Here is a 21,627-nt window from a genome sequence, read left to right as displayed (position 1 = left end):
GTTTGAGTTCCCTAGGCTTCGCCCGGACCCTCACCCCCAGCCCCTCTCCCGATGGGAGAGGGGAGTAACCTCGCCAAACATCTCGTGCCCGAACGGAACGAGGCTCAACCGATAGGTGATCCAATGAAACTGTGTGGCTTCGACGTCGGCCTGGACCAGCCGCTGTTCCTGATCGCCGGCCCGTGCGTGATCGAGTCGATGCAACTGCAGCTCGACGTTGCCGGCAGGCTCAAGGAGATCACCGGCCGGCTGGGCATCAACTTCATCTTCAAGTCCAGCTTCGACAAGGCCAACCGCACCTCCGGCACCAGCTTCCGCGGCCCCGGCCTGGAAGAAGGGCTGAAGGTGCTGGAGGCGGTGAAGACCCAGATCGGCGTGCCGGTGCTGACCGACGTGCACGAGTACACGCCGATGCACGAGGTGGCGGCGGTGGTGGACGTGCTGCAGACCCCGGCGTTCCTGGTGCGGCAGACCGATTTCATCAGGAACGTGTGCGCCGCCGGCAAGCCGGTCAACATCAAGAAGGGCCAGTTCCTGTCGCCGTGGGACATGAAGCCGGTGGTGGAGAAGGCCAAGTCCACCGGCAACGAGCAGATCATGGTCTGCGAGCGCGGCGCCAGCTTCGGCTACAACAACCTGGTCAGCGACATGCGCTCGCTGAGCGTGATGCGCGAGACCGGCTGCCCGGTGGTGTTCGACGCCACCCATTCGGTGCAGTTGCCGGGCGGGCAGGGCGGCAGTTCCGGCGGCCAGCGCGAATTCGTGCCGGTGCTGGCGCGCGCGGCGGTGGCGGTGGGCGTGGCCGGCGTGTTCGCCGAGACGCACCCGGATCCGTCCAAGGCGCTGTCCGATGGCCCCAACGCGTGGCCGCTGGACCAGATGGAAGCGCTGCTGGAAACGCTGATGGAACTGGACGCGGTCACCAAGAAGCACGGGTTCTCGCGCTTCGCCTGAGGTGCGCATGGCGGCGACCTCGTCGCCTCGCTGCGGCCGGTCGTGGGGGCTGGCCGCGTTGCTGCTGGCGCTGCTGGCGCTGCTGGCCTGGCTCGCCCTGGTCGGCACGGTCCTGTCCTTCCTCGCCAGCATCGGCGTGCCCGGCGATGGCGACAACGCCATCCGGGCCATGCGTCCGTGGATCCTCACCTCGCTGGGCGTGCTGGCGGTCTCCGCACCGGGTGGGCTGCTCGCCGCGGTGCAGGCCTGGCGATTGCGGCGGGGACGCGTCTTTGCGGTCATCGCGGCCGCGCTGCTGGCGCTGCTGCTGATCGTGGCGATCCCCCTGTCCGCGATCCTCCGCTGAGCCGCGTTATCGGCGTGATTTGGCAAGTGATGGGCCGGCGGGGATAATCATGCGGCATTCGTTCCCCGCCCCCTCTCCTGACAGGTAACCGGCCCGCCCATGAGTACGATCCGCAGCATCCACGCCCGTGAAATCCTCGACAGCCGCGGCAATCCCACGCTGGAAGCCGATGTCATCCTGGAGGACGGTTCGTTCGGTCGTGCCGCGGTGCCCTCGGGCGCGTCCACCGGCACCAAGGAAGCGGTCGAGCTGCGCGACGGCGACAAGACCCGCTATCTCGGCAAGGGCGTGCGCAAGGCGGTGGAGAACGTCAACACCACCATCGCCAGCGCGCTGCAGGGCTTCGACGCCGCCGACCAGCAAGGCCTGGACCGCCGCCTGATCGACCTGGACGGCACCGAGAACAAGGGCCGCCTGGGCGCCAACGCGCTGCTCGGCGTCTCGCTGGCCAACGCGCATGCCATTGCCGCCTCGCGCAAGCAGCCGCTGTGGCAGTCGCTGGCCGCGGGCAACACCGCCAACCTGGCGTTGCCGGTGCCGATGATGAACATCATCAACGGCGGCGCGCATGCCGACAACAACGTCGATTTCCAGGAATTCATGGTGCTGCCGGTCGGCGCCGCCTCGTTCTCCGAGGCGCTTCGCGCCGGCACCGAGATCTTCCATGCGCTGAAGTCGGTGCTGAAGGGCCACGGCCTGTCCACCGCGGTCGGCGACGAAGGCGGCTTCGCCCCGGATTTCCGCAGCAACGTCGAAGCGCTGGACACCATCCTCGAAGCGATCGGCAAGGCCGGCTACACCGCCGGTGAGGACGTGCTGCTGGGCCTGGACGTGGCCTCCAGCGAGTTCTACGACAACGGCAAGTACCACCTGGTGGGCGAGGGCAAGCGCCTGACCAGCGAGCAGTTCGTCGACTTCCTCGCCGACTGGGCCGCGCAGTACCCGATCGTCAGCATCGAGGACGGCCTGGCCGAGGACGACTGGGCCGGCTGGAAGCTGCTCACCGACCGCATCGGCAACAAGGTGCAGCTGGTCGGCGACGATCTGTTCGTGACCAACCCGAAGATCTTCAAGCAGGGCATCGAGTCCGGCACCGCCAACGCGATCCTGATCAAGGTCAACCAGATCGGCACCCTGACCGAGACCCTGGAAGCCATCGCCATGGCCGACAAGGCCGGCTACGCGGCCATCGTCTCGCACCGTTCCGGCGAGACCGAGGACACCACCATCGCCGACATCGCCGTGGCCACCACCGCCACCCAGATCAAGACCGGCTCGCTGTGCCGCAGCGATCGCGTGGCCAAGTACAACCAGCTGCTGCGCATCGAGGAAGCGCTGGGCAGTGCCGCGCGCTACGCCGGGCGCGACGCTTTCGTCTCGCTCAAGCGATAAGCCGTGCGCAACTGGCGCTGGCTGCTGCTGGTGCTGGCGGGACTGCTGGCGTGGCTGCAGTACCGTTTCTGGCTCGGCCCGGGCAATTCCGGCGAAGTGCTGGTGCTCGAAAGCCAGGTCGAGCACCAGAAGCGCGACAACGAAGGACTGCAGCAACGCAACGCCGCGCTCGCCGCCGAGGTCAAGGACCTCAAGGACGGCGAGGCGGCGATCGAGGAGCGCGCGCGTAGCGAACTGGGCATGATCAAGCCGGGCGAAAAGTTCTACCGCGTGGTCGAGAACGCGCCGGTGGCGGCGCCGGCCGGCACGGCCGCGGGCGCGCAGCCGGCGCCCGTCACCCCGGCGCCGGGCGAGCAACCCTGATGGCCACGGTCTGGGCCGTGGTCCCGGCGGCCGGCCGCGGCACCCGTTTCGGCGGTGCCACGCCCAAGCAGTATCTGCAGGCGGGTGGGCGTCCGTTGCTGGCGCATGCGTTGGAAGCGTTGCTGGCGCATCCGGCGGTGGCCGGGGCGATGGTGGCGCTGGGCGCCGACGATGCGCAGTGGCCGGGCTGGACCGAGTTGGCCGGCAAGCCGGTGCTGACCTGCCTGGGCGCTGGCAGCCGTGCCGGCTCGGTGCTGGCCGCGCTGCACGCGTTGCCCGAGTCGGTGAAGGCGGACGATTTCGTGCTGGTGCACGATGCGGCGCGACCGAACCTGGCGCTGGCCGACCTGGACCGGTTGCTGGAGGCCGGGCGCGGCGATCCGGTCGGCGCGATCCTGGCCGCGCCGGTGCGCGACACGCTCAAGCGTGCCGGCGACGACGGCGGCATCGACGGCACCGAACCGCGCGAGCGCCTGTGGCGCGCGCTGACCCCGCAACTGTTCCGGCGCATGCAACTGAGCCGGGCCCTGGAGCAGGCCGCCGCGGCCGGCGTCGAGGTCACCGACGACGCGATGGCGATGGAGTTGCTGGGGCTGCGGCCGCTGCTGGTGGAAGGCGCCGAAGACAATTTCAAGGTCACCACGCCGGCCGACCTGGCGCGGTTCGAGTTCGAACTGTTCCAGCGCGCGCGGCAGTCGTGATGCGCCTGCCGTCGGATGTGGCCGCCGCGGCGCGGCACGTGCTCCGTCCTTTTTCATTTTTTGTGGGATGTCTCCATGCCAATGTCTGAACTTCCCCGCATCCGCATCGGCCAGGGCTACGACGTCCATGCCTTCGGCGACGGCGACCACCTCATGCTCGGCGGCGTGCGCGTGGCGCACGAGCGCGGCGTGCTCGCCCACAGCGACGGCGACGTGGTGATCCACGCCCTGTGCGATGCCTTGCTCGGCGCGCTGGCGCTGGGCGACATCGGCCAGCATTTCCCGCCGTCCGATCCGCGCTGGAAGGACGCCGACAGCGCGCAGTTCCTCGATCACTGCGTGGGCCTGCTGCACGCGCGCGGCTGGCGCGTGGGCAATGCCGACATCACCGTGATCTGCGAACGGCCCAAGGTCGGCCCGCATGCGCAGGCGATGCGCGAACGCCTGGCGGCGCTGCTGCAGGTCGAACTGGACTGCGTCAGCGTCAAGGCCACCACCAGCGAGAAGCTGGGCTTCACCGGCCGCGGCGAGGGCATCGCGGCGCAGGCGGTGGCCTTGCTGGTGGCGCTGTGAGCGAGCTGCCGCGCGCGTTCGGGCCCGCGCCCCTGCAGGCGCGCATGCGCTGCAGCGCCGAGGATTTCCAGGTCGATGAAGTGCCGGCGTTCGCGCCCAGCGGCGAAGGCGAGCACCTGTTACTGACGGTGCGCAAGCGCGGCATGAACACCGCCTTCGCCGCGCGCCGCCTGGCGCAGTGGGCCGGGGTGGCGGAACTGGCGATCGGCTATGCCGGCATGAAGGACCGGCATGCGGTCACCACCCAGCGCTTCTCGGTGCATCTGCCCAAGCGCGTGGCGCCGTCCCTGGACAGCCTGCAGGACGCGGACCTGCAGGTGCTGGAGGCGCACTGGCACAACCGCAAGCTGCCGCGCGGCGCGCTGGCCGGCAACGGCTTCGTGCTGGTGCTGCGCGAGGTGCGTGGCGAGCGCCCGGCGATCGAGGCGCGGCTGGCGCAGATCGCCGCGCGCGGGATTCCCAACTGGTTCGGCGAACAGCGCTTCGGTCGCGACGGCGGCAACATCGGCGCCGCGCTGGCGATGTTCGGCGGTCGCCGGGTGCGGCGCGAGCAGCGCTCGCTGCTGCTGTCGGCGGCCCGTTCGGAACTGTTCAACCGGGTGCTGGCCGCACGCGTGGCCGCCGGCAACTGGGACAGCGCGCTGGACGGCGAGGTGTGGATGCTCGACGGCAGCCGCAGCGTGTTCGGTCCGGAGCCCCGGTCTGACGCGCTGGCCGAGCGCCTGCAGCGATTCGACATCCATCCGTCGGCGCCGCTGTGGGGCGCCGGCGAGTTGCGCAGCGTCGAGGCGGCGCGTGCGCTGGAACTTTCGGCACTGGACGAGGCGGTCGCACTGCGCCTGCGTGAAGGTCTGGAACGCGAGGGCCTGAAGCAGGAGCGGCGGGCGACCCGCCTGCGCGTGGCCGACCTGCAGTGGCGCTGGCTGGACGGGCAGGGCGACGCGCTGGAGCTGCGTTTCGCCCTGCCGCCGGGCAGCTATGCCACCGCGTTGCTGCACGAACTCGGCGAGGTCGAAGAGGCGCCGCAGGCGTCTACCGAGGCTTGAGCTTGGCCGCATCCGCCACGCCGGCCGCCAGGCCCTAGAACCGGTAGCTGCCGGTCAACAACAGGCTGCGGCCCTCCGGCAGCGGCACGAAGGTCTCATCGAACTCGTCGGCGTACAGCCGCCGATCGAAAATGTTGCGCATGCCCACGGTCACGCCCCAGGTCTCGGTGTGATAGGACACGTTCGCGTCCACGCTGGCCTGCCCGGGAATCTTGAAATAGCCGCCGGCCAGGCGGCGGCCGAGGGTGTGATCGCGCGCGAGGATGCCGCCTGCCACCCCCCAGCCGCTCCAGCGGCTGTCCTGGAACTGGTAGCTGCTCCACAGGGTGAAGCGCGTGCGCGGCACGCCGGTGGTCGGCGTACCGTCGCGCCGGCCGATGCGGGCCAGCGCCAGGCTGCTGCTCAGTTCCAGGCCGGGGGCGAGGGTGCCGACGACATCCAGGTCCAGCCCGCGGTTGCTCTGGCTGTCGATCGGCCTGGCGAAGTACGACGGATGCGCCAGCACCAGATCGAAACTGCGGTCGACGGTGATCTGGTAGTAGGCGGCGCTGAGCCGCGCCCGGTGGTCGAACAGATCGACCTTCGCACCGACCTCCACCTGCCGCGACAACGCGGGCGGCAGCGGCCGGCCGTTCTTGCCGAGCACGGCGCTCGGCGCAAAGCCGTTCATGGTGCTGGCGTACAGCGACGCCTCCGGGGTCAATTTGTAGACCACGCCGACATTGGGCACCCAGCGGCGCCGGCGCAACTGGCGCAGTTTGCCCCTGGCGTCGTAGCTGGAAATCTCGTACGCCGAGCGGCGCAGCGCCAGCAGCACGTCCCAGCGCTCGCCCATGCTGATCTGGTCCTGCAGCAGGATGCCGCTACGGCTCGACCAGGGGCTGCCTGGGGAATGGCGGATGCCGCGCTGCGAACGCGGCCAGTGCACCGGACCCAGCCGCTCGTCGCCGAACACGTCGTAGCGGTTGCGGTGCATCCGGATGAAGTAATCGCTGCTGCCAATGCGCGCGCGCGTGTAGTCCAGGCCGAGGGTCACGGTCTGCCGCAGCGGCCCGTCGCCGAAGCTGCCGACCAGGTCGTTCTGGATGGTGGAGTGCGCCGTTGTATTGCGGTAGGCCTCGGCATAGGCGAGCACGATGCCGTTCGGCGACGGCGACAACATGCCCCAGTTGCGCGCGTCGACGGCCTGGGTCACGTACTGGCCGCGGCTGCGCAGTTGCCAGCGGTCGCTGAGGCGCTGATCGAACAGGTAGTAGGCGCGCTGGGTGCGGTAGGCGGTGTGGTCCTGCGGATTGCCCAGGCGCAAGGTCCTTGGGGTCATCGCCGACACGCGGTTGCCGAGCAGCAGCGCATGGTCGGCGGCCGGCTGGCGATCGGTCACGCGCTGCACGCCGAATACCAGACGGTTGTCGTCTCCCTGCCAGGCGATGGACGGGGCGAGGTAGGCGGCGTTGCGCGGGCCGTAGCCTTGCGCCGTGGAATCGGCATGCTGGCCGGAGACGACGAGCCGGTAGCTCAGCGGCGTGGTGCCGATCGGCCCGGTCGCATCGAGGCCGGCCTGCACGTCGCCGCGTTCGCCCAGGATGTAGCTGAGTTCACGCTTGGGCGTGCGCAGCGGTTGCTTGGTGACGACGTTGATCAGCCCGCTCATGTCGCCGCCGTTGCTGTCGCCGAGGATCGATTCCGGCCCCTTGAGCACCTCGACCCGCTCCACGCCGATCATCGGCGGATAGCCGCCGAGCCCGACGAAGCTGTTCGGCATCCCGTCGGTCATGCCGTTGCCGGTGTAGATGCCGCGGATCTTGAACAGCGGCGCGCGCAACGGGTTATCGATCTGCTGCACGCTGGCCACGTTGCGCAGGGCGTCGGCGACGGTGCGCACCTGTTGCGATGCCAGCAGGTGTGGGGCGACCACGTTCACCGACTGCGGCACGGCGATGGAATCGGCGGCATAACGCAGTGCGTCGCTGGCATAGGCAGGCACGTCGCCCATGGCGTGCTCGGTCAGCGCCGCGGCGTCGACCTGTTCCAGCAGCTTGGGCGGCGTGCCGGCGCGGTGCGCATCGGCGGCGTCCGCAGGATCCACCGGCGCCGTGGCCGCAGGGGTGACCGCCACCGTGTTCGCATCGAGCATGCTGTAGGTGAGGCCACTCGATCGCAGCAGGCGCTGCAGCGCCGCGTCCGGGGTGAACACGCCTTGCAGCCCGTCGCTGCGCAACCCGGACAGGGTCGGGCTGGCGGTGAGCACCTGCACCTTGGCCTGCTTGCCGAATGCGATCAGCGCCGTGGACAGCGCCTGCGGCGGGATCGAGAACACGATCTGGCGTGCATCGGACGGGAGGGGCGCGGCTGGAGCTTGGTTCCAGGTTGCGAGCGGCAGCGCCAGGCTGCCGCAGATGATCACTCGCCTCAGCCCACGCACTGCACTTCGCCCCCCAGCGGAAGCGCGAATTATGCCATGCGCGGCTTCCCCGACGCGGCGCCCGGTCCGTCTGGCCGCGCTGCGCGCTGTCCAGGCAAAACTGGGCGGGAGAGGGCCGGGAAGCCGCTGCCTAACGGCGGCTCAGCACGATCTCGTCCTTGCCCTGGCGTACCCGCAGCGGGAACACCTGCGGCAGGGCGTCGATCCATTGCGCGGTCGCCTGGGTGTCGACCGTACCGGTGAAGCTCAGCCGCGCCAGCTCCGGGTCGGCCAGGCGCAGCGGGCGGTCGCTGTAGCGGTTGACCCTGGCGATGACCGTGTCCAGCGGCGTATCGACGAACTCCAGCCGGTGATCGCGCCAGGCAGTGGCCTGCGCCACGTCGATCTGGCTGACCTGCAGCGTGGGCCGGGCCGGGTCGTAGGACACGCGTTGCCCGGCCACCGCTTCCAGGCCGCCGCTGCCGTCGGCCGGCACCTGGCCGGCGCCGTAGATGCGGACCCGGCCTTCGGTGACCGCGACCTCGACGCGTTCGCCGTCGCGGCTGACATCGAAGGCGGTGCCGACGTCCAGGATCGACACGCCGCCGGCGTCGACCACAAACGGGCGCCCGGCGTGATGCGCCACCTCGAAGAAGGCCTCGCCGGCGATCAGGTCCACGTGGCGCTGCGCGGCACTGAAGCTGGTGCTCAGTCGCGAGGCGCCGCCGAGCGCGATCTTCGACCCGTCCGCCAGCACGATGTCGTGATGGCGGCTGATCGCGCTGCTGTAGACCTGGGTGACCGGCGGCGGGTGCAGCTGGCGCCAGGCGAGGGCGCTGCCGAGTGCCAGCACGCCGATGCAGGCCGCCACCTGCAGCGGCCGCCAGCGCGCGCGCGGCGGCGCGAAGGTGCGGACCAGTTCGTCTCGCGCCACGGGATCGAGCGTGCGCAACTCGCCGCCGAACGCATTGATTTGTTCGAACGCCTGCAGGTGCCGCGGGTCGGCCTCCGTCCAGTCCAGCCAGCGCGCGACGGTGTCCTCATTGCTGTCGGGTGCGCGCAGCAGGGTCCACCAGCGCGCGGCGTCGTCGAGGATGTGCTTGTCGATGCCGCTGTCCATTACGGGATCTCCGCTTCGTCGAAGCGTTTGCGGCAATGCGCGAGCGCGTTGGCCACATGGTAGCGGACCATCCGTTCGCTCACGTTCATCGCCTTGGCGATCATGCCGAAGTCCTTGCCTTCGATCACGTGCAGCACGAAGGCGCGGCTGGTCTTGGCCGGAAGTTCCTGCAGCGCCCGGGTCAGCACGCGCAGTTGCTCGCTGGCCGTGGCGTGACGCTCCGGAACCGGCGGGAGCGGCAGGTCGTGCTCCGGCAGCTCCACCGCCGCGTTTTCGCGGACCTTGCGCATGCGCAGCCGGTCTACCGCCAGGTTCGAGGCGACATGGAACAGATAGGCGCGCGGCGATGTCAGCGCGTCCGGACGCTCAAGGGTCACGATGCGCATGTACGCCTCCTGGGCCACGTCCTGCGCGTCCGCCATCGAGCCGAGCTTGCACTGCAGGAAGGCGAGCAGGGCGCGGTGATGTTCCTTGAACAACGCGTCGACGTGATGCGCATGTGCCCGCTCCGGCGACAGCGCGCCTTCGGTGTGCTCGGCCCGGCTCACGAATGCTGGTGCTCCTGCAGGGAAGCGGCCGCGGCAGTATAGCCAGGCTCACTGGCCGCCACGCGGCGCGGCGGCGCACGCGGTCGGCAGTGCGGCGGCCAGCAGGCCCTCGGCATGCGCGCGCAATGCCTCGCGGCGGCGAAACGCCGCGCGATGCTGGCTGGGCACATCGGCCGCGGTCTTGCGCGCCGGAGTCAGTGGCAACGCGAACCAGCCATCGGCAATGGGCGTACCGCCTTGTTCGATCCAGAACGCGTCGTAGTCGGACAGGAACACGTCTCGCTTGCGCTGCAGCGGATGCGCGCCATTGCAGACGGCACGGATCGCGTTCGCGCCGAGGCGCTCGGCGAAGGTGCAGGCCAGGGACAGCATCAGTTGCTTGGGCCTCAGCCCGTTCATCTGCTTGGTCAGCGCGCGCACCACGTCGCGGGCGTCGGCCCCCTTGGGGCCCTGCAGGCAACCGATCAGCACCGTCGGATGGGCAGCGTCGCCGGTCACGGTCAGCACCAGGCGATACAGCTCGCGTCCCGCCGCGTCGCTGAGCTGCAGCCACAGTTCGCCTTCGCAGCTCATTGGCGCCGGCGGCAGCAGCGACAGCGTCAGCGCGCTGCCATCGTGCAGCGGCAGCGTCCCCAGGTCCGCCTGGCCTTGCCGGTAGATGGCGTCGAACAACGCGGCCGGCAGGCGCTCGAGCATCAGGCGATAGTGCTGCCGGAGGTGGCGCAGCCGCGCCTTGCTGCCCCAGCGGGTGTTGACGAAACGATGCAGGTGGCGCTCGAGCAGACGCGGATCGCGCTCGGCATAGCCGCGCATCCGCGGATCGCGGCGCAGCTCGTCGAGGAAACGCAGATGCGTGGCAGGCATGCGCAGCGAACGCAGCAGGTACTTGGCGGCCTTGATCCCGCGCTGCACCGGGTTGCCGTGCCAGTCGGTCCGCCCCTGGAACGACGCCAGGAACAGCGGCCACCAGCGGGACGGGGCAGCCTTGCCGCTCGGCGGGGGCGACGGTGCCGGCCGGGCCAGCCGAGCCGATGTCGACGCGAACGCTGCAGCGCTCGCGGAAACGTCCACCAGATCAGTGGGTTGCAGGAGGAATTCGGTGGTTGCGTCGGTCACGTTCGGCTCGCAGAGGGGCGGTACTCTCTGACAAGACGTTTCAGCGGGCGAAAATTGAAATGCGTGCGTACGTCAGGTGATCGCGTCCGCGCGTATGGCGTCCTGGCCTGACCGGACCTTTGGCGGGCATGCCGCAGGTGCGTGCGACGGCACGCCGATGCACCGATGCAGGAGCGGCTTCAGGGCACCTCTAAAAACCCCACCTTTGGCATCATTGGTCTGGAGAACACGCCGAGGACGCCACGATGATCAGCCTGTTTGCCGGCCACGAACGCGAAGCCAAGCGGCAGCAGATCGGCGATCCTCTGGCTCTGCTGTCACGGCATATCGACTTTGCCGGGATTGCTCACGCCGTAGACGCGAAGCTGTCCTTGGGTACCGGCAAGCGCGGCGGCCGTCCGGCTTGGCCGACGCAGATGATGATCAAGCTGCTGCTGTTGCAGCAGTTGTACAACCTCTCCGACGATGCGCTGGAGTATCAGGTGCTGGATCGGCGCAGCTTCCAGCAATTCCTTGGACTGGAACACAGCGGCAAGGTGCCCGACGCCAAGACGATCTGGGTGTGGCGCGAACGGCTCAAGACCAAGGATCTGATGGGCGACATCAGCACGGCGATCGGTGAGCAATTGCAACGTGCTGGGTTCATTGCCCGCGGCGGTCAGATCATCGACGCCAGCATCGTCAGCGCTCCGATCCAGCGCAACACGCGCGAGGAGAACGCGCAGATCAAGCAGGGCGATGACGTCGGCCAGGACTGGAGTGATGCCAAGCGTGCGCAGAAAGACGTGCAGGCACGCTGGACCAGGAAGCATGGGGTGACGTTCTACGGCTACAAGCTGCACGCCAGCACGGACCGCCGCTGGGGTTTCATCCGCCGCTACGACGTGAGCGCGGCCAACGTGCACGACAGCCGCCACTTCGAGCAGGTGCTGGACCCGGACAACACCGGCCGCACGGTATGGGCCGATAGCGGGTATGCCGATGCAGCGCGAGAAGCAGACCTGAAAAAGCGTGGTTACCGCCCCGCGATCCAACATCAAGGGCAGGCACGCAAGCCCTTGAGCGAGGCAGCAAAGCGCCGGAACCGTCGCATTGCCAAGGATCGGGTGTTCGGCGAGCACCCGTTTGCGCGCTTGGCCCAACAAGGCGGCAAGTTCGTACGCTGCATCGGCTTGGCGCGGGCAAAGGTGGTGATCGGGCTGAAGGTCGCCAGCCATAACGTGATGCGGCTGGCACGGCTACAGGAGCGGGCCATGGTGCCGGCGTGATCGGCTGAGGTGGCCGAGCGGCCACCTCAGCCTCCCAACCACCACGATCAGGCGCCGCTCTGGTGCCGTTGCGACAGATGCTGCCCCTGGCTCCAGGTCGTGGCAGGTTGTTCGAGGTGCCCTTCAGCCGCGAGGGGTCTTCTCGTTCAAGCCGGTCGCGGCTGAAGCCGCTCCTGCGCAACTGTTACAGATCCGTGTGCGATGGCGGCTTCCGTGTGGACATGGTCCGGCCGGCGATCTCGGTGGTGCGTCGATCTTCCCTCGATCCGCGCCACCGCGCCGCGGCTGCGGCACCGCTCAGCGCCGCGCCAGCAGCACCAGCATCGCGCCGGTGCCGCCTTGCGCGGTCGGCGCCGAATGGAAGGCCAGCACGTCGTTGCGCTGGCGCAGCAGGCGGTCCACCAGGTTCTTCAGCAGCGGCACGCCGCCGGATTGCAGGCCCTTGCCGTGGACGATCCGCACGCAGCCGAACTCGTGCGCGTGCGCCTCGGCCAGGAACTGCCGTAGCAGCGCCTCGGCCTGCGCGGCGGTGGCGCCGTGCAGGTCCAGTTCGTCCTGGGCCGAGAACTGGCCCTTGCGCAGGCGTTGGAACACCCGCGCCGGCAGATGCTCGCGGCGGTAGCTGGCCACGTCGCCGGCTTCCAGCGGCGCGCTCTGGCGGAGCAATTGCTGGAACTCGCCTTGCGCCTCGGCGTCGTCGCGTTCGGCCATGCGTGCGCGCGGCTTGGGGCGCGGCTTGGGGTTGGCCGGCGGCGTCGCGTTGAGCGGGGCCACCTTGCCGATGGCCGCGCGGAACAGGGCGGCGGGGTCTTCGTCGTCGGAATGCGCCATGCGCACAGCTTAGAGCGTGCTGCGTGGTTTGAGGTGAGTGCGGGTGTCGCCGACAGCGCCTGCGCCATGGATCGTGGTCACGCTGATTGCCAAGGACAGCGCCGCTGTTGGCTGCCGCGCGAAGGCCGCCACCGCGATCGTCGGCGCGCCGTCAGCGACCTGGCCGGACGCATCCGGTATCATGCCCCGGTTTTCGAGGAGCACCATGCGCGTATTAGTGAGCAACGACGACGGCGTCGACGCCCCCGGCATCCGCATGCTGGCCGAGCAGTTGCGCGGCGCCGGCCACGAAGTGACGGTGGTCGCACCCGACCGCGACCGGTCCGGCGCCAGCAATTCGCTGACCCTGGATCTGCCGATCCGGCTCAAGCGCATCGACCATGACACCTGCAGCGTCGCCGGCACCCCGACCGACTGCGTGCATCTGGCGCTCACCGGCATGCTGGAGTTCGACCCGGACATCGTGGTCTCCGGCATCAACAATTCCGCCAATCTCGGCGACGACGTGATCTATTCCGGCACCGTCTCGGCGGCGATGGAAGGCCGCTTCCTCGGACTGCCCGCGGTGGCCGTGTCGCTGGTCACCCACAACCACGACCCACAGCATTTCCAGACCGCCGCACGTGCCGCGGTGGAGATCGTGGCCCAACTCAAGGCCGATCCGCTGCCGGCCGACACCATCCTCAACGTCAACGTGCCCGACCTGCCGTGGCAGGAGATCAAGGGCTTCGAGGTCACCCGGCTCGGCAACCGCCACCGCTCCGAACCGTGCCTGCCGCAGACCGACCCGCGCGGCGCCACCGTGTATTGGATCGGCCCGGCCGGGCGCGAGCAGGACGCCGGCCCCGGCACCGACTTCCATGCGGTGCGCACCGGCTTCATCTCGATCACCCCGATCCAGGTCGATCTGACCCGCTATCAGGCGTTGGAAAAGGTCGCCAGCTGGGTCGGCGGCCTGACCGCCGCGCTGGGCCGCACGGCATGACCCCGCGGTTGCGCCTGCAGCCGGAAGCGATCGGCATCGGCATGACCTCGCAGCGCGTGCGCGACCGCCTGGTCGAGCGCCTGCGCGAGGCCGGCATCCGCGACGAGAGCGTGCTCAACGCGGTGCGCACCGTGCCGCGGCATCTGTTCATCGATGAGGCGCTGGCCTCGCGCGCCTACGAGGACACCGCGCTGCCGATCGGCCATGGCCAGACCATCTCGCAACCTTGGGTGGTGGCGCGCATGACCGAGACGGTGCTGGAAGCGGCGCCGAAGAAGGTGCTGGAAGTGGGCACCGGTTCCGGCTACCAGGCGGCGATCCTGGCCGCGCTGGGCCTGGAGGTGCATACCGTCGAACGCATCGGCGACCTGCTGCGGCAAGCGCGCAAGCGCTTCCGCCAGCTCGGCATGAACGTGCGGAGCAAGCACGACGACGGCCGCATCGGCTGGCCCGAGCATGGCCCGTTCGATGCCATCGTGGTCACCGCTGCGGCACCGGCGCTGGTCGATGCGCTGGTCGAACAGCTGGCTCCGGGCGGTTGCCTGGTGGCGCCGGTCGGCGGCCCGTCCGCGCAATCGCTGATCCGCCTGCGCCGCGCGGCCGACGGCCAGATCGAACAAGACGTCCTGGCGCCGGTGACCTTCGTCCCGTTGCTTTCGGGCATGCTGGATTGACCTTTCGGAGCCTCGCTGGATGAAGATTTTCGGGCCGTTGTACGAACGTGCCATCGGCTGGTCGCGGCATCGCCGCGCGCCGGCGCTGCTGACCGGGCTCAGTTTCGCCGAGGCCATCGTGTTCCCGGTGCCGCCGGAAGTGATGCTGGCGCCGATGTCGCTGGCGCAGCCGCGGCGCGCGCTGTGGTTCGCCACGCTGAGCCTGCTCGGCTCCCTGGCTGGCGCGCTGATCGGCTACCTGCTCGGGCATTTCGCCTTCGCCGCGGTGCAGCCGCTGATCGAATGGCTGGGCTGGACGCAGAAGATCGACGCCCAGGTCAGCCATCTGCGCGAGGTCATCGCCGAGTCGCCGTGGCGCGCGTTCTGGCTATTGGTGCTGGCCGGTTTCACCCCGATTCCGCTGAAGATATTCACCTGGGCCTCAGGCATCGTCGGGGTGCCGCTGCTACCGTTCCTGGCGAGCATGCTGGTGGGACGCGGCAAGCGCGTGTACCTGGTGGCCGGGGCGATCCGCCTCGGCGGGCCGCGCGCGGAAGCCGCGTTGCGCCGCTGGATCGAGCCGCTCGGCTGGGTCGCCTCGGCGATCCTGGCGCTGCTGGTGGTGTGGGTCATATGGAGAGCCAAGTTCGGATGAGCGTCGATCGGTTGGTGCGGAACGGCCTGCGTTGCGGCCTGGGTGTGCTGGTGGCGGTGGCGCTTGGCGCCTGCAGCAGCGCCACGGTGGTGCGCACGCCGGGCGGTACGCCGGTGCGCGGCACCGCTGCCGCCTTGGCGCCACGCGTGTCCGTGCCCAAGCCCGGGGTCAGCGCCACCGTGCGCCGCGGCGACACGCTGTATGCGATCGCCCGCGCCAACAACATCACCCCGCAGGACCTGGCGGGCTGGAACGGCCTGCAGCCGCCGTACACGATCTACCCGGGGCAATCGCTGCGGTTGTACCCGCCTGGCGGCACGGTCGCCGCACGGCCCGGCGCTGGCCCTGTGGTGCCGCCGCCGGCGTCCGGTGCCGGCTCTGTCGCGCGGCCTCCGGTCGCGCCGGCGCCGACACCGGTCAGCAGCGGCTTCTCCTGGCGCTGGCCGGCCGATGGCGTGGTGGTCAGCCGCTTCGTCAGCGGCGAAACCACCAAGCAGGGTGTGGACATCGCCGGCAGCAACGGCGAGGCGGTGCGGGCCGCCGCCGATGGCGTGGTGGTGTATTCCGGCGCCGGACTGGTCGGCTATGGCGAATTGATCATCGTCAAGCACAACGAACAGTGGCTGTCGGCCTACGGCCACAACCGCAAGCGCCTGGTCAACGAAGGCCAGAACGTCAAGGCCGGCCAGCAGATCGCCGAGATGGGCCACAGCGGCGCGGCGCGCGACATGTTGCACTTCGAGATCCGCTACAACGGCAAGCCGGTCGACCCACTGCTGTATCTGCCGCCGAAGTAACCGGTCGCGCCGTCGCGTGGGCGGATCCCCGGCCCGGCGCAGCGCGCCGGGCGTTCGCCATCGGCGCGGCCCAGTGGGCCGCAAGCGCCGCGGTTCCCCCGGTGCGACACCGCGCACGCATTGTTTTGTGGGAGGGGCTTCAGCCCCGACGCGCTGTGCTCGAATCCCGCGGCAGACGCCACGCAGCGATCTGCAGAGACGAAAGGAACTACAGGCGTCATCTCTGTCTCGATCGCATGTTGTCCGCGGCGCGGCCAGGCCGTGGTTGAGGCCGCTAAGGTCAACGATCAGGAGGTCGCAGCGCCCGGCCCGCGACGCCTGGCTCAGCCTTCGAGCAGGAACCCGACCGCCACGCGCCGGCCTTCGGCGGCCAGCACGTTGTAGGTGCGCGCCGCGGCGGCGTTGTTCATCACTTCGATGCCGATGCCGCGGGTCAGGAACAGCGCCATCACCGCCGCGGCGGGAAACACCTGGCGTTCGCCGGTGCCGAGGATCACCAGGGCCGGGCTGAGGTCCAGCAGCGGTTGCAGATGCTGCGGCTGCAGGTCGCCGGCCAGCGGCGCCTGCCAGTCCTCGACCAGGGTGTCCGGGGCGAGGATGAAGCTGCGGGTCAGCAGCCGGTCGTTCACCTTGGCCTGGCGGCCGTCGGCCATGCGCAGGGCGTAGGCGTAGTCGGGCAGGTCCTGAGTCAGTTGCATAGGGTCACCGGGAGCGCGCTCAGGCGCGCGGCAGCACGATCTGCCGGTTTTCCTTGGCCGGGCGATACAGGATCGCGGTATGGCCGATGCGCTGCACCAGCACGCTGTGCGATTGCTCCACCAGGCTGCCGATGGCGGAGTCGCGGGCCTCGCGGTCGTCGCCGCCGACCTTCACCTTGACCAGTTCGTGGCGCTCCAGCACCTCGTCCAGTTCGGCCAGGAAGGCCGGGGTGACGCCCTTGCTGCCGATCTGCAGCAGGGGTTTGAGGTCGTGGGCCAGGCCGCGCAGGAAGCGGTTCTGGGCCGAGGTCAGGCTGATCGACATGCAGGTGGGAGCAGGGTTGGCAAGGGCGATCAGGGTATCATGGCCGCCCCTCCCGACCGTGCGTCCATGGCCACCCGCAGCAAAAGCAGCCAACGCTGGCTCCGCGAACATTTCGCCGACCCCTTCGTGAAGAAGGCGCAGGCCGAAGGCATGCGCTCGCGCGCGGCCTACAAGCTGGAGGAACTGCTGCAGCGCGACAGGCTGCTCAAGCCGGACATGGTGGTGGTCGACCTCGGTGCTGCCCCGGGCGGCTGGTCGCAGCAGGTGCGCAAGTCGATGGGCGACCGCGGCCGGGTGCTGGCCCTGGACATCCTGGAGATGCCGCCGCTGGCCGGCGTGGAGTTCCTTCACGGTGACTTCAGGGAAGACACGGTGCTATCGCAGTTCGAGGCCATGCTGGGCGACACCCCGGTAGACCTTGTGCTGTCGGATATGGCCCCCAATAAGAGCGGAATGGACGCGGTGGACCAGCCGCGGATGATGCATCTGGCGGAATTGGCGATGGCGTTCGCCGACAGCCACCTGAAGCCGAATGGCGCGTTCCTGATCAAGCTGTTCCAGGGCGTGGGGTTCGACGACTACATCCGCGACATGCGCCGCCGCTATGAGAAGGTGACCATCCGCAAGCCGGCCGCGTCGCGCAAGCGCTCGCCGGAGGTCTACGCCCTCGGACAGGGCAAGCGCGCCCAGATCAAGTAAGCTGAACGCAAGGCTGAATCCGCAATGCCACGCATCGAGACAGAGTTGAAGGGACACCGGAGCCAATGAGGATGAACGACTTGACCAAGAATCTGCTGTTGTGGGTAGTCGTCGCCGTCGTGCTGATGGTGGTGTTCAACAGCTTCTCGCCGCGTCTGGCCGGCGGCGCGGGCGTCGACACCGTGACCTACTCCCAGTTCCTCAAGGACGTGGATGCCGGGCGGGTGAAGTCGGTCGATTTCACCGACGCCACCAACCTCTCGGTCAACGCGATTCGCTTCAAGCGCGCCGACGGCAGCGAGGGCTCGGTGTACGGCCCGAGCGACGACAAGCTGATCGACGTGCTGTACAGCAAGAACGTGGACATCACCCGGCAGAAGCCCGACAACGGTCCGGGCTTCTGGTCGCTGGTCCTGAACTTCCTGCCGGTCATCCTGATCATCGGCTTCTGGCTGTTCATCATGCGCCAGATGCAGGGCGGGGGCGGCGGTGCCAAGGGCGCGATGTCCTTCGGCAAGTCGCGTGCCAAGCTGCAGGGCGAGGACCAGATCAAGATCACCTTTGGCGATGTGGCCGGCTGCGACGAGGCCAAGGAAGAGGTTGGCGAACTGGTCGACTTCCTGCGCGACCCGACCAAGTTCACCAAGCTCGGCGGCAAGATCCCGCGCGGCGTGCTGATGGTCGGCCCGCCGGGTACCGGCAAGACCCTGCTGGCCAAGGCGATCGCCGGCGAGGCCAAGGTGCCGTTCTTCAGCATCTCCGGTTCGGACTTCGTGGAAATGTTCGTCGGCGTCGGCGCCAGCCGCGTGCGCGACATGTTCGAGCAGGCCAAGAAGCACGCGCCGTGCATCATCTTCATCGACGAAATCGATGCGGTGGGCCGTCACCGCGGCGCCGGCCTGGGCGGCGGCCACGACGAGCGCGAGCAGACCCTCAACCAGTTGCTGGTGGAGATGGACGGCTTCGAGGGCGGCGAGGGTGTGATCGTGATCGCCGCGACCAACCGGCCGGACGTGCTGGATCCGGCGCTGCTGCGCCCGGGCCGCTTCGACCGCCAGGTCGTGGTGGGCCTGCCCGACGTGCGCGGCCGCGAGCAGATCCTCAAGGTGCACATGCGCAAACTGCCGCTGGCCGACGACATCGAGCCGATGGTGATCGCGCGCGGCACGCCGGGCTTCTCCGGTGCGGACCTGGCCAACCTGTGCAATGAGGCGGCCCTGTTCGCCGCGCGCGAGTCGGTCAAGGAAGTGCGCATGGATCACTTCGACCGCGCCCGCGACAAGATTCTGATGGGCGCCGAGCGCCGCTCGATGGCGATGAGCGAGGAAGAGAAGACCAATACCGCGTATCACGAAGCCGGGCACGCCATCATCGGCCGTCTGGTGCCCGACCACGATCCGGTCTACAAGGTCACCATCATTCCGCGCGGCCGTGCCCTGGGTGTCACCCAGTTCCTGCCCGAGGGCGATCGCTACAGTTCCACCCGCGAGAGCCTGCACAGCCGCCTGGCGACCCTGTACGGCGGCCGCGTCGCCGAGGAATTGATCTTCGGTTCCGACAAGGTCACCACCGGCGCCTCCAACGACATCGAGCGTGCCACCAAGATGGCGCGGAACATGGTCACCAAGTGGGGCCTGTCCAACGAGCTGGGGCCGATCGCCTACGGCGAGGAAGAGGACGAGGTGTTCCTTGGGCGTTCGGTCACGCAGCACAAGAGCGTGTCCGACGAGACCGCGCGCAAGATCGACGACGAAGTCCGCGAGATTCTCGACAACGCCTACAACCGCGCCAAGAAGATCCTCACCGACAACATCGACAAGCTGCACACCATGTCGCACTTGCTGCTGCAGTACGAGACCATCGACGCGCCGCAGATCGACGCGATCATGGAAGGCCGCGATCCGCCGCCGCCGATGGGCTGGAACAAGTCCGGCAAGGACGGCAGCAACGACAAGGGCAATTCGCGGCCGCTGCCGCCGATCGCCGGGCCGGCCGAACAGTTGTAAGCGCGGGGCAGCGTTCGATCGCCGAAAAGCCAGGGAGCGATCCCTGGCTTTTTTGTGGGCGGCGGCGACGCGTCTGGCGATACCAGACTCGTCGCCGCGGCGTGCGTGGGCGACAATGCGCGCTTCGTAGTCGGCGGGTGCCGGCCGATGCGCGCGTGCTGCGCACTACGGCAGCGTTCGGCCCGGCGCTGTCGCCCGCCGACGTCACCGTCGCGGCACTCGCCGAGCCGCTTCGCCGCCTGCCGCGGCCACCATCAGGAGACCCGCCGATGTTCGACACCTCGCCCAGCCTGCAGTGCGGCGCCCACCGGCTGCTGCTCGATCGCCCACGGGTGATGGGCATCGTCAACGTCACCCCGGACTCGTTCTCCGACGGCGGCGCGTACGCCAGTGTTGATGCGGCGGTGGCGCACGGCCTGCGCCTGGCCGCGGAGGGCGCCGACCTGCTGGACATCGGCGGCGAATCGACCCGTCCGGGTGCGACCCCGGTGCCGGTGGAGGAGGAGCTGCGGCGGGTGATCCCGGTGATCGAGCGGCTGGCCGCGCAGACCGCGTTGCCGCTGAGCGTGGACACCTTCAAGCCGGAGGTGATGCGCGCCGCGGTCGCCGCCGGCGCCGGCATGATCAACGACGTGCAGGCCCTGCGCCAGCCCGGCGCGCTGGACGCCGCCGCGGAACTCGGGGTGCCGGTGGTGCTGATGCACATGCCCGCCGACGCCTATGCCGCCGGCAGCGCGCCCGGCTACGACGACGTGGTCGGCGAGGTGCACCGTTTCCTGGCCGAGCGCATCTTCGCCGCGGAGATGGCCGGCATCGACAAGCGGCGCATCCTGGTCGATCCGGGCTTCGGTTTCGGCAAGAGCACCGCCGACAACCTGCAGTTGCTGGCGCAGTTGGCGCGGCTGGTCGAACTGGGTGTGCCGGTGCTGGCCGGGCTGTCGCGCAAGCGCAGCATCGGCGAGCTGACCGGGCGCGAGGCGCCGGAACAGCGGGTGGCCGGTTCGGTCGCTGCGCACCTGCTGGCCGCGCAGCGCGGCGCCGCGCTGCTGCGCGTGCACGACGTCGCCCCCACCGTCGACGCGCTGAAGGTCTGGCAGGCCCTGCAGGCGGTGCCGTTGCCGCGCGCCGTCACAGCGTCCGCTGCGGCGACGATCCGCTGGCCGGACGAGGACTGATGGCGGCCGACCGGCGCCCGCGCGCGATCGCGCTGATGGGCCCGACCGCCTCGGGCAAGACCGCCGCGGCGATCGCCCTGGCCGAACGCTGCGGCGGCGAGATCGTCAGCGTCGATTCGGCGCTGGTCTACCGCGGCCTGGACATCGGTGCGGCCAAGCCCGATGCGGCCGAGCGCGCGCGGGTACCGCACCACCTGCTGGACCTGCGCGATCCCTGGCAGACGTATTCGGCGGCCGAGTTCGCCGCCGATGCCCGCGCGGCGCTGGACGCGATCGTCGCCCGCGGCCGCCTGCCGATCGTCGCCGGCGGTACCGGCCTGTACTTCCAGGCGCTGCTGGAGGGGCTGGCGCCGATGCCGGCGGCCGACCCGCAGTTGCGCGCGGCGCTGGCCGCGCAAGCGCAGACCGACGGCTGGGCGGCGCTGCACGCGGAACTGCAGCGGATCGATCCGCCGGCGGCGCAGCGGATCCGCCCCGGCGACGCGCAGCGCATCCAGCGTGCGCTGGAGGTGTACCGCCTCAGCGGCCGGCCGATCAGTGCCTGGCAGGCGGATCCGGGGCCGCCGCGGCTGCCGCTGCGGGTGCTCAAGCTGGTGCTGGCGCCGGCCGAGCGCGCCGTGCTGCACGGGCGCATCGAGGCCCGCTTCGACGCGATGCTGGGGCAGGGCTTCCTCGACGAAGTGCGCGCCTTGCGCGCGTTGCCGCAGATGCAGGCAGTGGCGCAGCCGCTGGCGCTGCCGGCGGTGCGCGCGGTCGGCTACCGCCAGGCCTGGGAGTACCTGGACGGCATCGGCGATGCGGCGGACTTCCGCGCCCGCGCCATCGCCGCCACCCGGCAACTGGCCAAGCGCCAGTTCACCTGGCTGCGCGGCGAGCAGGATGCCCGCTGGTTCGACCCCATGCACGACGCCGGGCGCCTGCAGGCGGCCCTGGACGCCTTCCTCGGCTGATCCGGCGGCCGGTCGCGCTGTGCTG

General features: G+C 69.6%; 24 protein-coding genes. 16 read left to right on the top strand and 8 right to left on the bottom strand.

Annotation, left to right across the window (positions count from 1 at the left end; translation table 11 throughout):
• The first annotated feature begins 123 nt into the window (after positions 1-123).
• From kdsA to truD, 7 genes are all read left to right on the top strand, one after another.
• The gene (gene kdsA, locus AC1G9L_RS12775) at positions 124-954 is read left to right on the top strand and encodes a 3-deoxy-8-phosphooctulonate synthase (RefSeq protein ID WP_019799957.1); all 831 of its coding nucleotides are present in this window, start codon (positions 124-126) and stop codon (positions 952-954) included.
• 7 nt (positions 955-961) lie between these two features.
• Positions 962-1,300, top strand: coding sequence for a hypothetical protein (locus AC1G9L_RS12770; protein WP_019799958.1), 339 nt, complete (start codon positions 962-964; stop codon positions 1,298-1,300).
• A 99-nt stretch (positions 1,301-1,399) separates the two neighbouring features.
• The gene (eno, locus tag AC1G9L_RS12765; RefSeq protein WP_019799959.1) at positions 1,400-2,692 is read left to right on the top strand and encodes a phosphopyruvate hydratase; all 1,293 of its coding nucleotides are present in this window, start codon (positions 1,400-1,402) and stop codon (positions 2,690-2,692) included.
• Positions 2,693-2,695: 3 nt separating this feature from the next.
• Complete coding sequence (gene ftsB / locus AC1G9L_RS12760) at positions 2,696-3,055, top strand: cell division protein FtsB (protein WP_481069245.1); 360 nt, start codon at positions 2,696-2,698, stop codon at positions 3,053-3,055.
• Complete coding sequence (ispD, locus tag AC1G9L_RS12755; protein ID WP_481069244.1) at positions 3,055-3,756, top strand: 2-C-methyl-D-erythritol 4-phosphate cytidylyltransferase; 702 nt, start codon at positions 3,055-3,057, stop codon at positions 3,754-3,756. The genes ftsB and ispD overlap by 1 nt, the downstream gene beginning before the upstream one ends.
• 81 nt (positions 3,757-3,837) lie before the next feature.
• Entirely contained in the window at positions 3,838-4,329 is a 492-nt protein-coding gene (gene ispF / locus AC1G9L_RS12750) for a 2-C-methyl-D-erythritol 2,4-cyclodiphosphate synthase (protein WP_019800131.1), read from the top strand.
• Between the two features lie 44 nt (positions 4,330-4,373).
• On the top strand, positions 4,374-5,375 hold the full coding sequence (gene truD / locus AC1G9L_RS12745; RefSeq protein ID WP_481071124.1) for a tRNA pseudouridine(13) synthase TruD: 1,002 nt from the start codon (positions 4,374-4,376) through the stop codon (positions 5,373-5,375).
• 34 nt (positions 5,376-5,409) lie between these two features.
• Here the strand turns inward: truD and AC1G9L_RS12740 are convergent, their stop codons facing one another.
• The 4 genes from AC1G9L_RS12740 to AC1G9L_RS12725 form a co-directional block, all read right to left on the bottom strand.
• The gene (locus tag AC1G9L_RS12740; protein ID WP_481069243.1) at positions 5,410-7,692 is read right to left on the bottom strand and encodes a TonB-dependent siderophore receptor; all 2,283 of its coding nucleotides are present in this window, start codon (positions 7,690-7,692) and stop codon (positions 5,410-5,412) included.
• Positions 7,693-7,927: 235 nt separating this feature from the next.
• Entirely contained in the window at positions 7,928-8,896 is a 969-nt protein-coding gene (locus AC1G9L_RS12735; protein WP_481069242.1) for a FecR family protein, read from the bottom strand.
• Entirely contained in the window at positions 8,896-9,444 is a 549-nt protein-coding gene (locus tag AC1G9L_RS12730; RefSeq protein ID WP_019799609.1) for a sigma-70 family RNA polymerase sigma factor, read from the bottom strand. The genes AC1G9L_RS12735 and AC1G9L_RS12730 overlap by 1 nt, the downstream gene beginning before the upstream one ends.
• 48 nt (positions 9,445-9,492) lie before the next feature.
• On the bottom strand, positions 9,493-10,560 hold the full coding sequence (locus AC1G9L_RS12725) for a DUF535 family protein (RefSeq protein WP_019799608.1): 1,068 nt from the start codon (positions 10,558-10,560) through the stop codon (positions 9,493-9,495).
• Between the two features lie 245 nt (positions 10,561-10,805).
• Here AC1G9L_RS12725 and AC1G9L_RS12720 point away from each other — a divergent pair, with 245 nt between their 5' ends.
• A complete protein-coding gene (locus tag AC1G9L_RS12720; RefSeq protein WP_019798968.1) occupies positions 10,806-11,828 on the top strand; it encodes an IS5 family transposase in 1,023 nt (340 codons plus the stop codon).
• 297 nt (positions 11,829-12,125) lie between these two features.
• Here AC1G9L_RS12720 and AC1G9L_RS12715 read toward each other — a convergent pair whose 3' ends face one another.
• Both AC1G9L_RS12715 and AC1G9L_RS12710 read right to left on the bottom strand, forming a co-directional pair.
• Positions 12,126-12,659, bottom strand: a complete 534-nt coding sequence (locus AC1G9L_RS12715; protein ID WP_019799122.1) for a Smr/MutS family protein — start codon at positions 12,657-12,659, stop codon at positions 12,126-12,128.
• A gap of 9 nt (positions 12,660-12,668) precedes the next feature.
• Positions 12,669-12,866 carry a hypothetical protein gene (locus AC1G9L_RS12710; RefSeq protein WP_019799123.1) on the bottom strand — a complete coding sequence of 66 codons (198 nt, stop codon included), beginning with the start codon at positions 12,864-12,866 and terminating at the stop codon, positions 12,669-12,671.
• On the opposite strand from AC1G9L_RS12710, the gene surE reads away from it, so the two are divergent.
• Genes surE through AC1G9L_RS12690 form a run of 4 tightly spaced genes read left to right on the top strand, consistent with a single transcriptional unit; the run spans position 12,865 to position 15,749 of the window.
• Positions 12,865-13,644, top strand: a complete 780-nt coding sequence (gene surE, locus AC1G9L_RS12705) for a 5'/3'-nucleotidase SurE (RefSeq protein WP_481069241.1) — start codon at positions 12,865-12,867, stop codon at positions 13,642-13,644. The two genes, AC1G9L_RS12710 and surE, sit on opposite strands and share 2 nt — an antisense overlap.
• A complete protein-coding gene (locus tag AC1G9L_RS12700) occupies positions 13,641-14,318 on the top strand; it encodes a protein-L-isoaspartate(D-aspartate) O-methyltransferase (protein WP_010341528.1) in 678 nt (225 codons plus the stop codon). The genes surE and AC1G9L_RS12700 overlap by 4 nt, the downstream gene beginning before the upstream one ends.
• A gap of 19 nt (positions 14,319-14,337) precedes the next feature.
• A complete protein-coding gene (locus tag AC1G9L_RS12695; protein WP_010341527.1) occupies positions 14,338-14,952 on the top strand; it encodes a YqaA family protein in 615 nt (204 codons plus the stop codon).
• Positions 14,949-15,749 (top strand): peptidoglycan DD-metalloendopeptidase family protein, encoded by an 801-nt coding sequence (locus AC1G9L_RS12690; protein WP_481069240.1) that lies wholly within the window; start codon positions 14,949-14,951, stop codon positions 15,747-15,749. Before AC1G9L_RS12695 ends, AC1G9L_RS12690 begins: the two co-directional genes overlap by 4 nt.
• Before the next feature lie 323 nt (positions 15,750-16,072).
• Here the strand turns inward: AC1G9L_RS12690 and AC1G9L_RS12685 are convergent, their stop codons facing one another.
• Together AC1G9L_RS12685 and yhbY are read right to left on the bottom strand one after the other, a co-directional pair.
• Positions 16,073-16,447 (bottom strand): MTH938/NDUFAF3 family protein, encoded by a 375-nt coding sequence (locus tag AC1G9L_RS12685; RefSeq protein WP_019802533.1) that lies wholly within the window; start codon positions 16,445-16,447, stop codon positions 16,073-16,075.
• Positions 16,448-16,466: 19 nt separating this feature from the next.
• Positions 16,467-16,772 (bottom strand): ribosome assembly RNA-binding protein YhbY, encoded by a 306-nt coding sequence (yhbY, locus tag AC1G9L_RS12680; RefSeq protein ID WP_019802532.1) that lies wholly within the window; start codon positions 16,770-16,772, stop codon positions 16,467-16,469.
• A 66-nt stretch (positions 16,773-16,838) separates the two neighbouring features.
• Here yhbY and rlmE point away from each other — a divergent pair, with 66 nt between their 5' ends.
• The 4 genes from rlmE (at position 16,839) to miaA (ending at position 21,602) form a co-directional block, all read left to right on the top strand.
• Positions 16,839-17,471, top strand: a complete 633-nt coding sequence (gene rlmE, locus AC1G9L_RS12675) for a 23S rRNA (uridine(2552)-2'-O)-methyltransferase RlmE (RefSeq protein WP_010341320.1) — start codon at positions 16,839-16,841, stop codon at positions 17,469-17,471.
• Positions 17,472-17,542: 71 nt separating this feature from the next.
• Positions 17,543-19,477, top strand: coding sequence for an ATP-dependent zinc metalloprotease FtsH (ftsH, locus tag AC1G9L_RS12670; protein ID WP_010341319.1), 1,935 nt, complete (start codon positions 17,543-17,545; stop codon positions 19,475-19,477).
• A gap of 269 nt (positions 19,478-19,746) precedes the next feature.
• On the top strand, positions 19,747-20,652 hold the full coding sequence (gene folP, locus AC1G9L_RS12665) for a dihydropteroate synthase (RefSeq protein ID WP_481071122.1): 906 nt from the start codon (positions 19,747-19,749) through the stop codon (positions 20,650-20,652).
• Positions 20,652-21,602 carry a tRNA (adenosine(37)-N6)-dimethylallyltransferase MiaA gene (miaA, locus tag AC1G9L_RS12660; RefSeq protein WP_481069239.1) on the top strand — a complete coding sequence of 317 codons (951 nt, stop codon included), beginning with the start codon at positions 20,652-20,654 and terminating at the stop codon, positions 21,600-21,602. The genes folP and miaA overlap by 1 nt, the downstream gene beginning before the upstream one ends.
• The last annotated feature ends 25 nt before the right edge of the window (positions 21,603-21,627 follow it).

Source organism: Xanthomonas sp. NCPPB 1132 (assembly GCF_056629235.1).
The sequence above is the reverse complement of the archived record's forward strand: the minus strand, read 5'-3'. Positions and strand labels throughout refer to the sequence as shown.